The sequence below is a fragment of the Weissella ceti genome, from assembly GCF_018394055.1.
Classification (GTDB): domain Bacteria; phylum Bacillota; class Bacilli; order Lactobacillales; family Lactobacillaceae; genus Weissella; species Weissella ceti.
In genome coordinates this window covers 1,133,112-1,145,314 of the sequence record NZ_CP074441.1, presented here as the reverse complement: position 1 = coordinate 1,145,314, position 12,203 = coordinate 1,133,112, and the positions used below count along the sequence as shown (strand labels likewise).

The 12,203-nt window shown below is 42.4% G+C and carries 13 protein-coding genes; all 13 read left to right on the top strand.

Features of this window, described 5'->3' with window-relative positions:
* Window positions 1-34: 34 nt before the first annotated feature.
* The 13 genes from groL to KHQ31_RS05910 all read left to right on the top strand — a co-directional run bounded on the left by groL (window position 35) and on the right by KHQ31_RS05910 (window position 12,182).
* Window positions 35-1,666: a chaperonin GroEL gene (groL, locus tag KHQ31_RS05970; RefSeq protein ID WP_213408687.1), complete on the top strand. Its 1,632-nt coding sequence runs from the start codon at window positions 35-37 to the stop codon at window positions 1,664-1,666.
* Between the two features lie 179 nt (window positions 1,667-1,845).
* The gene (locus KHQ31_RS05965; protein ID WP_213408686.1) at window positions 1,846-3,678 is read left to right on the top strand and encodes an APC family permease; all 1,833 of its coding nucleotides are present in this window, start codon (window positions 1,846-1,848) and stop codon (window positions 3,676-3,678) included.
* Window positions 3,679-3,799: 121 nt separating this feature from the next.
* Complete coding sequence (locus tag KHQ31_RS05960; protein ID WP_213408685.1) at window positions 3,800-4,783, top strand: DUF2785 domain-containing protein; 984 nt, start codon at window positions 3,800-3,802, stop codon at window positions 4,781-4,783.
* Window positions 4,784-4,852: 69 nt separating this feature from the next.
* The gene (locus KHQ31_RS05955; protein WP_213408684.1) at window positions 4,853-6,010 is read left to right on the top strand and encodes a D-alanine--D-alanine ligase family protein; all 1,158 of its coding nucleotides are present in this window, start codon (window positions 4,853-4,855) and stop codon (window positions 6,008-6,010) included.
* A gap of 121 nt (window positions 6,011-6,131) precedes the next feature.
* Window positions 6,132-6,659, top strand: a complete 528-nt coding sequence (locus tag KHQ31_RS05950) for a YqeG family HAD IIIA-type phosphatase (RefSeq protein ID WP_213408683.1) — start codon at window positions 6,132-6,134, stop codon at window positions 6,657-6,659.
* The gene (gene yqeH / locus KHQ31_RS05945; protein WP_213408682.1) at window positions 6,652-7,794 is read left to right on the top strand and encodes a ribosome biogenesis GTPase YqeH; all 1,143 of its coding nucleotides are present in this window, start codon (window positions 6,652-6,654) and stop codon (window positions 7,792-7,794) included. The genes KHQ31_RS05950 and yqeH overlap by 8 nt, the downstream gene beginning before the upstream one ends.
* 1 nt (window position 7,795) lies before the next feature.
* Window positions 7,796-8,113, top strand: a complete 318-nt coding sequence (locus tag KHQ31_RS05940; protein WP_213408681.1) for a YhbY family RNA-binding protein — start codon at window positions 7,796-7,798, stop codon at window positions 8,111-8,113.
* A gap of 20 nt (window positions 8,114-8,133) precedes the next feature.
* Window positions 8,134-8,754: a nicotinate-nucleotide adenylyltransferase gene (locus KHQ31_RS05935; RefSeq protein ID WP_213408680.1), complete on the top strand. Its 621-nt coding sequence runs from the start codon at window positions 8,134-8,136 to the stop codon at window positions 8,752-8,754.
* Window positions 8,744-9,340, top strand: coding sequence for a bis(5'-nucleosyl)-tetraphosphatase (symmetrical) YqeK (yqeK, locus tag KHQ31_RS05930; RefSeq protein ID WP_213408679.1), 597 nt, complete (start codon window positions 8,744-8,746; stop codon window positions 9,338-9,340). The genes KHQ31_RS05935 and yqeK overlap by 11 nt, the downstream gene beginning before the upstream one ends.
* Window positions 9,333-9,701 (top strand): ribosome silencing factor, encoded by a 369-nt coding sequence (gene rsfS, locus KHQ31_RS05925; protein ID WP_213408678.1) that lies wholly within the window; start codon window positions 9,333-9,335, stop codon window positions 9,699-9,701. Before yqeK ends, rsfS begins: the two co-directional genes overlap by 8 nt.
* A gap of 1 nt (window position 9,702) precedes the next feature.
* Entirely contained in the window at window positions 9,703-10,449 is a 747-nt protein-coding gene (locus tag KHQ31_RS05920) for a class I SAM-dependent DNA methyltransferase (protein WP_213408677.1), read from the top strand.
* Between the two features lie 18 nt (window positions 10,450-10,467).
* Window positions 10,468-11,637, top strand: a complete 1,170-nt coding sequence (locus KHQ31_RS05915) for a nucleotidyltransferase (RefSeq protein ID WP_213408676.1) — start codon at window positions 10,468-10,470, stop codon at window positions 11,635-11,637.
* A gap of 2 nt (window positions 11,638-11,639) precedes the next feature.
* The gene (locus tag KHQ31_RS05910; RefSeq protein WP_213408675.1) at window positions 11,640-12,182 is read left to right on the top strand and encodes a YceD family protein; all 543 of its coding nucleotides are present in this window, start codon (window positions 11,640-11,642) and stop codon (window positions 12,180-12,182) included.
* The last annotated feature ends 21 nt before the right edge of the window (window positions 12,183-12,203 follow it).

Below are 12,203 nucleotides of genomic sequence, written 5' to 3'. Positions count from 1 at the left end.
AACGATAAATTAAAAGAAAAAGAGGGAGTACGAAATGGCTAAAGATATTAAGTTTTCTGAAGATGCACGTTCAAAGATGCAAGCTGGTGTAGACAAGTTGGCTAATACAGTTAAGACAACAATTGGTCCTAAGGGACGTAACGTTGTGTTGGAACAAGCCTACGGTGCACCTACAATTACTAACGATGGTGTGACAATTGCGAAGGCAATTGAACTAGAAGACCACTTTGAAGATATGGGAGCCAAGTTGGTTGCGGAAGTGGCTTCAAAGACAAACGACATCGCTGGTGACGGAACAACAACTGCAACTGTGTTGGCACAAGCAATTGTTAACGAAGGTATGAAGAACGTAACTGCTGGTGCGAACCCCGTTGGAATTCGTCGTGGAATTGAAACAGCGACTGCGGCCGCTGTAGACTCATTGCACGCGATGTCAAAGACTGTTTCATCTAAGGATGAAGTGGCACAAGTTGCCTCAATCTCAGCCGCAAATGCTGAAGTTGGTGACTTGATTGCGGAAGCAATGGACAAGGTTGGTAACGATGGTGTTATCACAATTGAAGAATCAAAGGGAATTGAAACAACTCTAGATGTTGTTGAAGGAATGCAATTCGACCGTGGTTACTTGTCACAATACATGGTAACTGACGAAAACAAGATGGAAGCTGCCCTTGAAAATCCATATATCTTGATTACTGACAAGAAGATCAACAACATCCAAGACATCTTGCCATTGTTGCAAAATGTTGTGGAACAAGGACGTGCATTGTTCATCATCGCTGATGACATTGCAGGTGAAGCTTTGCCAACTTTGGTCTTGAACAAGATGCGTGGAACATTCAACGTTGTTGCGGCTAAGGCACCAGGCTTTGGTGACCGTCGTAAGGAATTGTTGGCTGATATCGCTATCCTAACTGGTGGAACTGTGATTACTGATGACCTAGGACTAGGTTTGAAGGATGCAACTTTGGCTCAATTGGGACAAGCAGCGAAGGTTAACGTGACAAAGGATGCAACAACAATCGTTGAAGGTGCTGGATCTAAGGATGCTATCGCCGAACGTGTTGAAATGTTGAAGAAGCAAATTAGCGAAACAACATCAGACTTTGATCGTGAAAAGCTACAAGAACGTCTAGCTAAGTTGGCTGGTGGAGTTGCAGTAATCAACGTTGGTGCAGCGACTGAAACAGAATTGAAGGAACGTAAGTACCGTATCGAAGATGCGTTGAATGCGACACGTGCTGCTGTGGAAGAAGGGTTCGTACCAGGTGGTGGAACTGCTTTGGTAAACGCTATTGAATCAGTTGCTAAGCTTGAAGAAACTGGTGATGTACAAACTGGTATCAACATTGTTAAGCGTGCCCTTGAAGAACCTGTGCGTCAAATTGCTGAAAACGCAGGACTTGAAGGATCAGTTATCGTTAACAAGTTGAAGGAACAAACACCAGGTATTGGATACAATGCCGCTGATGACACTTGGGTTGATATGATCCAAGCTGGAATCGTGGATCCAACTAAGGTAACGCGTTCAGCTTTGCAAAACGCTGCCTCAGTTGCCGCATTGTTGCTAACAACTGAAGCCGTTGTGGCAGAACAACCTAAGGCGGATAACGGTGATGCAGCTGCACAAGCAGCAGCCATGGCCGGTATGGGCGGAATGATGTAATTTTAAAAAAGTAAGATAAACAGCCAGTTCAAGTGATTGAACTGGCTGTTTTGTTTTTTATTTTTCAAGAACTTTAAAAAACAAAGTGTAAAATAATGGACTTTCGTTGTTAATGGTTCTAAAATGACCGTTAGTAACTTAAAGCTTTATATAATTTTAGAAAGACATAGGGTAAGAAAATGTGGCGTTATCTTAAGCGTCTTGTCATTGGGAAACCATTGAAGACGCTCGATGAAGGATCGCAAAAGTTGAGTCGCGGAAAAGCATTAGCTTTGTTGTCATCAGATGCATTGTCATCTGTGGCGTACGGGACAGAACAAATTATTACAGCCTTGTTGATGGCTGGAACAGTTGCGTTATGGTGGCAATTACCAATTGCTGGGCTTGTCTTGATTTTATTGGCAGCCATTACACTATCATATCGACAAATTATCCACGCATATCCAGGTGGCGGAGGCGCATATCGTGTTACGGCCAAGAACTGGGGACAAAAAGCAGGGCTAGTAGCCGGAGGATCATTGCTAGTTGATTACACGTTAACAGTGGCCGTTTCTGTTGCATCTGGAACAGAAGCCATTACGTCGGCTTTACCAGGCTTACGTCCCTATTCAGTGCTCATTGCGATTGGACTGATCTTATTGTTGATGGCCTTGAACCTACGTGGTGTACGAGAATCCGCTGGATTTTTGACCATTCCAGTATTCTTCTTCATTGCGATGGTCTTGTTGTTGATCGGGATGGGGTTTTATAACATCATCACTGGGCAAGTCACATACAATGCAACGGCGGCAGTGGGAACATCATTTGGAAGTGCATCGTTAGTATTGTTTATGCGTGCGTTCTCAAGTGGATCATCTTCATTGACCGGAGTCGAAGCGATTTCAAATGCGGTGCCAAACTTTAAGACACCTAAGGCGAAAAATGCTGCGGCGACTTTGACGATTATGGCAACCATTTTGGCAGTCTTCTTTGCCGGAATTACCTTTTTGTCTTATTGGTACGGCATTGTACCAGAAGCAGAAGTGACTGTTCTATCCCAAATTGGGGTCGTAACTTTTGGTCATGGTGTCTTGTTCTACTTATTCCAATTAGCGACAGCATTGATTTTGGCTGTTGCGGCAAATACTGGATTCTCAGCCTTTCCGCAATTGGCTTACAATTTGGCCAAAGATAAGTACATGCCACACATTTACTTGGATAAGGGAGACCGTTTGAGTTATTCAAATGGAATTGTGTCTTTGGCGCTTGGAGCGATTGCGTTAGTGATTATCTTCCAAGGTTCAACAGAACAATTGATTCCATTGTACGCAATTGGAGTTTTCGTGCCATTTACTTTGTCACAATCAGGAATGATTCGTCATTGGATTCGTGAACGTGAAGGTCACTGGCGTTGGAAGATGGTTGCCAATTTCATTGGTGCCCTAATTTCAGCCGTGCTAGTTATCTCGTTGTTCTTATTACGCTTTGACGGGATTTGGCCTTACCTAGTTGTTATGCCAGTATTGCTAGGTATCTTCTGGCGTATTCATTTACACTATATGAATGTAGCCGATGAATTACGTGTTATGGCTAAGGAACGAGTTGAGCGTCATCACTATGCCGGAAGTACTGTTGTCTTGTTGGTGTCTAACCTAACTAAGGTCACGGTAGAAGCGGTTGATTACGCTAAATCAATTGGTGATCAAGTCATCGCCATGCACGTGTCATTTGACTCTAATCCGCAAAAGGAACGTGATTTAGGAATTAAGTTCAAGAAAGAATTCCCAGATGTTCGATACGTAGATATTCATTCATCATATCGTTCAATTACTGAACCAGCGGTACGTTTCGTGGATGAAATTTCAAAGAGTGCGAAGGAACGCAATCACTCTGTAACGATTTTGATTCCAAGTTTCGTACCACGTCATAGTTGGCAAAATGCGTTGCACAATCAAAACAGTATGCGCCTACACAATGCGCTGGCTAGTCGAGACGTTGCAGTATCAATTTACTATTACCACTTAAAGCATTAAAGCAAAAAAGACCTTCAACAACCGAAGGTACTTACGAAAAGACCCACACTTAGGTGTGGGTCTTTTTTGATTCCTCTTGCTTGTGTACAATAGATATTAAGATAAAAACGAGGAGGCGATTATGACGACTGATTATAATGCATTAAGAAGAGAAGTAAGTCGATTACGCCAACGGGTTCTAACAGGTGCCTTGTATACATCACTAGGGGATGTATTGGGTCGTTGGATGGATAGTGTTGAAGAAAAGAATGATCGGACAGAATCATCACGTGTCGCAGGCATGCGACCAGATGATGAACACGATTTAACAGAATTAATGATCGTGTTACGTACGGAAAAAGATCGCGCGGTAACGGATGAAGAAGTAGATTTGTTGGTAAAGGGACTGCATGCGAAGGAATTCTTTATTCGTGATGCGGGTGCAGTAACCTTATTGACGGATTTGATTCAAGGTGGTGTCCTAACTTGGACACAAGTGAAGCGCGTTGCCTATCTAATTAGTCGCGATGAGTATTTGTTAGCGCATATTGATGAAGGACCTAATGATGCTGTGTTTACACGGGCTGCTGCGGTGAATTTGTTAGCTGTTATCCTATTTTGGGGACCACGCCAATACAAAGAAAACCTACCGGCATTATTGCAAACACAAATTCTAGAACGCTTTGCTGTGTATCTTGTTTTAGAACGTGATAATCGTGGCATGATTGATGGAAAAGGATTGGCGCAAACGTACCTACAAGTTGGTCAATTTTTGGACGCTGTGGCATTAACTGAGCAAGTGCAACGTGCCGATAAAATCTTCTTGTTAGCATTAATGGTCGAGGGGTTAAAGCGCCAACCATACCCACTAGTTTCTGGTGAAGACTGGCGTTTAGTCACATACTGGATTAACTTACTAGACCTAGATCAAATCTACGTAGACTATGCGTTGAATATCTTGAAACAATGGCGTAAAAGCCTGGTGTTACAACGTTCAGCACAAGATGAGTTGAGTTGGGTTCGTTTGAGTAATCAAAAACATTTCCTACAAGGTTTATTGATTCGTGAAAAGTTGCCTGAAGAAATTAGGGAATATTTAAATCAATCAAAGAACATACTCGCTTAGTTATAAATTCGTGGTATACTATGGTTTCCAAGAACTCAAATTTCACAAAGTACAGAGGAGTGTGCGAACATGACAGAAAAGTTGCATATTGCATTGCTTTTTGGTGGTAACTCATCAGAACACGACGTGTCAAAGCGTTCTGCTTGGAACATTTACCAAGCAATGGACAAGGAAAAGTACGACGTTACTGTTTTCTTGATTTCAAAGGCCGGAATTATTATGAACCCCGAAGATTCTTTGCGTGTCTTTGAAGGTGAAGATGAAGATCCAATCGTTGCAGCAGCAATGGAAAAGATGGACATGTCTAACCCACTTGCACCAATCGCAAACTTGGTAGAAATGGGCGAAATCGATTTGTTCTACCCAGTTGTGCACGGTAACTTGGGAGAAGACGGAACATTGCAATCATTGTTCCGTCTACTACAAAAGCCTTTCATTGGACCGGGAACTGCTGCGTCAGCAATGGCCTTTGATAAGGACTTAACTAAGCGTGTTTTGAACCAAGCGGGAATCCGTAACACAAAGTACGTTTTGTTGACAGACCAAACTAAGGATGATTACACATACGAAGAACTTGTTGAAAAGCTTGGAACAAGCACATTGTTCGTTAAGGCTGCTAAGCAAGGTTCATCAGTTGGTATTCACCGTGTTAAGAATGCAGAAGAATATGCAGCAGGACTTGCTGACGCCCTACAATACGACTACAAGGTCCTTGTAGAAGCTGGATTGAAGTCACCACGCGAAGTATTCATCTCAATCTTGGGAAATGAAAACCCACGTGCATCACGCATTGGTGGAATCATTTTGCCAGATGCTGGTGAAGACGTATGGTACGACTACAACAACAAGTTCGTTGACGCCTCAGGAATGACTTTCGAATTGCCAGCAACTCTAGATGATGGTTTGGCAGAAGAAATTACTGAAATGGCTTTGGCAACTTACAAGGCACTTGGTCTTGTAGGATTGACTCGTATGGACTTCATGGTTGACCAAGATGGTGTGCCATACTTGGGAGAACCTAACACATTGCCTGGATTTACAAACATTTCTTTGTACCCTCAAATGTGGGAAGTTTCAGGAATTAGCTACTCAGCATTGATTGATGAAATCATCGCTTACGGACTAGCCGAATTCGAACGTAACGCAAAGTTGTCATACGACTTCGTTGCCTTGGGTGAAGAAAAGGTTGGAAAGAAGAACATTAACGCTGAACGCGCTACTGACTAATTACCAATGAAAAAGACGTTGCTTGATTGAGCAACGTCTTTTCTGTTTTCTCTGTGCCTTTCAGTTAGACGTGTTTTAGCGTATAATGAAGAATAATACTAAAGTTAAGTTAGGAAATAATATGACTGAAAAATTTACACCAACATGGATGTTGGATGCGATTTATCACTTAACTCCTGAACAATTGCGCACCCAGGGGATTAAGGCGGTATTAACAGATTTAGATAATACGCTAATTGCGTGGAATAACCCCGACGGGACACCTGAATTGCACCGTTGGTTGGCTGAAATGGCCGAAGCAGAAATTCCAGTGGTTATTGTGTCAAATAACAAGGCGCCACGTGTTGCACGTGTTGCAGAACCATTGTCACTTGCATACGTCTCTCGTGCATTTAAGCCACTAACACGTGGATTGAACGAGGCAATGCGTGACTTAAACCTTTCAGCTGATGAAGTTGTGATGGTTGGGGATCAATTATTGACAGACGTCTGGTCAGCTAACAATGCTGGCATGCGCAGTATCTTGGTTAAGCCTATTTTGGAAACTGACCAATGGAATACAAAAATCAACCGATTCTTTGAAAAGGATGTGAAGAAGCGTATGCTTGCAGCACATCCAGAGCTAACATGGAGGCAAGAACTTGATTAGTGATGCAGAACTACAAGAATACCTAGCAGACGAACTTCGCTGTATCGGCTGTGGGGCATTGATTCAAACAACTGAACCTGAAGAATTGGGTTACACACCAATGTCAGCGTTGCGTAAGGGATTTGAAAACGAAGAAATTCTTTGCCAACGTTGTTTCCGTTTGCGACACTACAATGAAATTCAACCTGTTAGTTTGACTGACGATGACTTCCGTCGTTTGTTGGATCAAATCGGTGGAACAAATTCATTGGTTGTTTACGTAATGGACGTCTTTGACTTCTCTGGATCATTGATCCCTGGAATTCACCGTTTCGTTGGAAAGAACCCAATCCTTTTGGTTGGAAACAAGATTGACGTTTTGCCAAAGTCTTTGCGTCGTAGCAAGATTAAGGACTGGATGCGTCAACAAGCTAATATCGCTGGACTTCGTCCAATTGATATTGCTTTGACTTCTGGACGTACAGGGGATGATTTGCCAGCCTTGATGGACTTGATTGAAAAGTACCGTGAAGGACGTGATGTTTACGTCGTTGGGGTTACTAACGTTGGTAAGTCAACTTTGATTAACCAAATCATCAAGGATGTTACTGGTGAAAAGAACGAAGTTATCACAACTTCACGTTTCCCAGGTACAACACTAGATCGTATTGAAATTCCTTTGGATGATGATAGTGCGATTATTGACACACCTGGTATCATTCACCAAGACCAAATGGCACACTACTTGTCACCTAAGGACTTGAAGTATGTCACACCACAAAAGGAATTAAAGCCGCGTACTTACCAATTGAACCCTGAACAAACATTGTTTATGGGCGCATTGGCACGTTTCGACTTCGTTCAAGGATCAAAGGGTGGCTTTACAGCTTACTTTGACAACAACTTGATGATTCACCGTACTAAGCTAGAAAAGGCAGAAGATTTCTATGCCAAGCATGCTGGTACACTACTTGCACCACCATCAGCGGAGCATTTGGCAGATTTGCCACCATTGCAACGCCACGAATTTAAAACAACACAAAAGACAGATATCGTCATCGATGGACTTGGTTGGATTACTGTTCCTGCTAACTCTGTTGTTGCTGGTTGGGCGCCTAAGGGTGTCTCTGTTTTGACTCGAAAGGCTATGATTTAATATGATTGAACTACGCGGAAAGCAAAAGCGCTACCTACGTGCATCAGCACACGACATGACACCACTATTCAGTATCGGAAAGCAAGGATTGACTGAAGCTTGGCTAGAACAAATCGAAGACGCTATCAACAAGCGCGAATTGTTCAAGGTTAACATCCAATCTAACTCAGACGTTACTGTTGACGAATTGAAGGCATTCATCGAAGAAAATGTCTACGATGTACAAGTTGTACAAACAATCGGACACACTTTGGTGTTGTTTGGTGAATCAGCTGACAAGGAACGTCGTCACTACTCAACAAAGGTTCGCGCCATCTAGTTACACAAGAGGGGGTTACCATGGCAATTCAAGCAAAAACACAAACGGCAGTTGAAACAAAGCCTAAGAAGCGGGTTGGTATTTTAGGGGGAACCTTTAATCCACCACATCTAGGGCATTTAATGATTGGTGAGCATGTTGCGCAGCAATTACAACTGGATGAAGTTCGCTTTATGCCGAACGCATTACCACCACATGTGGATACGAAAATTGCGATTGATCCTCTCGAACGTGCAGCCATGGTGCAAGCTGCTGTACATGATAATCACTTGTTCGCGTTGGAGACATTAGAAATTCAACGCGGTGGCAAGAGTTATACGTACGATAGTATTGTCGCCTTGCGTGAACAAAACCCGGATACGGACTTTTACTTTATTATTGGTGGAGATGAAGTGGCATATTTGCCAACTTGGCATCGCATTGATGAACTGGTTGATCTCGTTCACTTTGTAGGTGTTAACCGACCGGGTGTTAATAAAGAAGAACCGTATCCTGTGATTTGGGCTGATGTACCACAATTGGAAATCAGTTCTACTGTGATTCGACAACGTGTTGCGCAACATGCAAGTATTCGATACATGGTACCGGATATGGTTGCAGCGTATATCTTTAAGAAAGGATTATATCTTGATGAACAATGATGATCTAACCCCTTACTTTGCAGGTACACGTGCTGAACTAGCAGCACTTGTTGAACCACATATGTCAGCGAAGCGTTTTGCCCACGTCCTACGTGTGGAAGAAATGGCACTGGCATTGGCAGAACAATATCAAGTGGATGCACAATTGGTTTCAATTGCAGCATTAACACATGATTACGCAAAAGAACGACCTGACGCTGATTTCTTAGCAGTCATTGATGAATTACATTTAGATTCTGACCTAAAAGCTTGGGGCAATAATGTCTGGCATGGTGTTGTTGGGGCTGAATTAGTTGCGAAAGAATTGCACATTCATGATGAGCGTATTCTGACAGCTATTCGCCAACACACCATTGGTGGGGCAGCAATGTCACCACTTAGCCAAATTTTATACATGGCTGATTACATCGAATCAGGGCGAACTTTCCCGGGCGTTGAGGAAGTCAGAGCATTAGCTTTTGAAGACTTAGCGGCCAGTGTGGGCTGGCAAACAGAACACACCCTTACTTATTTAATTAACCAAAAGTTGCCTGTTTATCCAGGCACTTTACAAACTTACAATGTATGGAGTACTAAACATGATTGATGCAAAACAACAATTAGAAATTGCCGTTAAGGCTGTCGATGGAAAGCGCGCTGCTGACATCTTGGCTTTGGACTTGGGTGGAATCAGCTTCATCGCTGACACATACCTAATCGCAGATGCACCAACAGAACGTCAAGTTTTGGCGATTGCTGATGAAGTGATCGACAAGATGGCTGAAGCCGGTGTACCTTTGCTACGTCAAGAAGGACGTCAAGAAGCGCAATGGGTATTGTTGGACTTTGGTGACTTGCTAGTGCACCTATTCAAGGGTGAAGCACGTGGATTCTACAACCTTGAAAAGTTGTGGGGACAAGCACCTGAAATCAACATTGGTGACTGGTTGGTAGAGGAAGAATACTAATATGAATTACCAAACTTTTGCTCGTTTATATGACCAATTATTTGATGAAACAGCATATGAAGATTGGTTTTCTTATGCAAAGCAAGAGATTAAAGACCCTAAGGCACCTTTACTAGAATTAGCAGGTGGTGCAGGGCGTTTGGCGATTATGTTGAAGCAAGCTGGTTTTGATGACGTGATGAACTTTGACCTATCAGAGGAAATGTTAACGATCGCATCAGAACATGCCAATAACGCAGAAGTTGACTTGCCATTAGTGCAAGGAGATATGCGTGAATGGTCAGCGCTTGAACAAAAGTTCGGCACAATTACATGTTTCGCAGATTCATTCAACTACTTGGCGAATGAAGCGGAAATGTTGGCAACTTTCCAACAAGTGGCGCAACACTTGGATGAAGGTGGTCAATTTATCTTTGACGTGATTACACCAGAACAAACTGATGTGATCTATCCAGGATACATGTACAACTGGCATGATGAAGAAACTGCATTTATGTGGTCATCATTCGGTGTTGAAGAAGCTGAACATACAGTCGAACATGAACTAACATTCTTTGTCTTTAACGAAGAAATTGATGGTTACCAACAAATCCAAGAAATTCACACGGAACGTACTTACCCACTAGAAACATACATGAAGTTGTTGGCAGAAGCTGGCTTCACGAATGTGAAGGTGACAAGTGACTTTGGTCGTAGTGAAGACTTGGATAAGGCACCACGTTGGTTCTTTAGCACAACGAAGGCGTAATAGTATGGAGGTGTGATTATGAAAGCAGTTGGTCTAATAACTGAATATAATCCCTTCCATAATGGACACGCCTATCACGCGCAACAAGCTCGTGAGGTGAGTGGTGCAGATTTAGTTGTTGCTGTGATGAGTGGTAACTTTGTCCAACGTGGCGAACCAGCTATTTTTAATAAATGGCGACGAACTGAATTAGCGCTACAAGGTGGCGTTGATTTAGTTTATGAACTACCATTCGCGTATGCGGTACAACCTGCGCATTTATTCGCCAAAGGTGCTTTGATGATCTTACATGATCTTGGTGTTCGTGAAGTTGTGTTTGGTGCTGAACATGCTGAATTAGATTTTATGAATTTAGCGTTAGTAGCGCACAAGCAACTAGCAGAAAATCAAGATTTTAAGCAAGATTATCGGCAAACCTATGCTACACAGTTCAATGATGTCCTTGAGGAAATCATTGGCTTTCGTCTAGAAACTCCAAATGATTTGTTAGGCTTTGCATATGCAAATGCTGTCATTGAATTGGGGTGGGCAGATGAAATGACTTTGACACCAATTCAACGTATTCAAGCAGGTTATCACGATACCAATCTACCAACTGGTGAGATTGCGAGTGCAACTGCCTTACGTGCTGCAACGGGAGATGTATCGAAATATGCTTCTACCCAAGCTGCAGAATGGTTAGCGCAAGGTCCAGAAACCGCTGTGTGGTCAGATAAATGGTTTGCGTTGTTGAAGTATAAAGTGCTAACAACACCAGTTGAACAATTAGAAAACATCTATCAATTAAATGATGGACTAGCTTTCCGTTTGAAGCGACTAATTGAAACACAACCAAATGTTGATTGGGAAACTTTCCAATCAGAATTTAAAACAAAGCGTTACACACAAGCGCGTTTACAACGTACCTTGTTATATACGTTGTTACAGATTACTGAGGATGAGATGAACCAAGTACAACCGTACTTACGTCTCTTAGGCAGTAATCAAACGGGACGACGTTATATGAAACAACAACGTGAATCGATTACCTTACCGAATCTAACTAAAGTGGGTAAAGATGATTTGACTCACTTACTGCGTTTGGATTTCCGGGCAGGACAACTGTATCAGTACTGTGCTGTTGATGAGGTTTATCAAAACTTCACACAAGACGTGCGCAGACAACCAATTTTTTATGAGGAGACATAATCATGAAATGGCGTTTTTCTGATTTACAAAACTTCGGTGAAGAAGTTAAGAACTTCACTGAAACAATTGATGTGAAGGACCGTTTGCTAGGTGACTTTAACAATGTTGTTAAGGATGTTTCACCAGTTGAGGTTAAAGGTTTCACACAAGCAGATCGTGATGATATCATTGTCCACGCAACAGTTAATGTTACGGTGACAACACCCTCAACACGTTCATTGGAATTGGTAGAAGTACCACTAAGCTTTGACATTGATGAAGTGTACATTCAAGACACAACACACATGGATCGCTACGAAGAAGAACAATCTGTTGTCGTCGTTGAAAAGGATATTGATTTCCAAGAAGCGATTGCAGAATACATTGTTGTGAACATTCCATTGCAAGTGCTAACTGAAGAAGAAGCAAAGGGACAAGATATGCCAACGGGTCAGGATTGGGCAGTATTGACTGAAACTGATTACGAAAATAAGGCTGATGAAGAGCAAAGTAACACACCATTAGCTGGATTGGCAGACTTGTTTGCAGAGGCCAGCGACAAATAAACCTAAACGCTGATTGGCTAA

Excerpts from the sequence above, each read along its gene's own strand:
- KHQ31_RS05965 (WP_213408686.1), top strand. The coding sequence starts at position 1,846 with ATGTGGCGTTATCTTAAGCGTCTTGTCATTGGGAAACCATTGAAGACG.
- KHQ31_RS05920 (WP_213408677.1), top strand. The coding sequence starts at position 9,703 with ATGAATTACCAAACTTTTGCTCGTTTATATGACCAATTATTTGATGAA.
- KHQ31_RS05910 (WP_213408675.1), top strand. The coding sequence starts at position 11,640 with ATGAAATGGCGTTTTTCTGATTTACAAAACTTCGGTGAAGAAGTTAAG.
- groL (WP_213408687.1), top strand. The coding sequence starts at position 35 with ATGGCTAAAGATATTAAGTTTTCTGAAGATGCACGTTCAAAGATGCAA.
- KHQ31_RS05940 (WP_213408681.1), top strand. The coding sequence starts at position 7,796 with ATGATTGAACTACGCGGAAAGCAAAAGCGCTACCTACGTGCATCAGCA.
- KHQ31_RS05955 (WP_213408684.1), top strand. The coding sequence starts at position 4,853 with ATGACAGAAAAGTTGCATATTGCATTGCTTTTTGGTGGTAACTCATCA.
- KHQ31_RS05935 (WP_213408680.1), top strand. The coding sequence starts at position 8,134 with ATGGCAATTCAAGCAAAAACACAAACGGCAGTTGAAACAAAGCCTAAG.
- rsfS (WP_213408678.1), top strand. The coding sequence starts at position 9,333 with ATGATTGATGCAAAACAACAATTAGAAATTGCCGTTAAGGCTGTCGAT.
- KHQ31_RS05950 (WP_213408683.1), top strand. The coding sequence starts at position 6,132 with ATGACTGAAAAATTTACACCAACATGGATGTTGGATGCGATTTATCAC.
- KHQ31_RS05960 (WP_213408685.1), top strand. The coding sequence starts at position 3,800 with ATGACGACTGATTATAATGCATTAAGAAGAGAAGTAAGTCGATTACGC.
- yqeK (WP_213408679.1), top strand. The coding sequence starts at position 8,744 with ATGAACAATGATGATCTAACCCCTTACTTTGCAGGTACACGTGCTGAA.
- KHQ31_RS05915 (WP_213408676.1), top strand. The coding sequence starts at position 10,468 with ATGAAAGCAGTTGGTCTAATAACTGAATATAATCCCTTCCATAATGGA.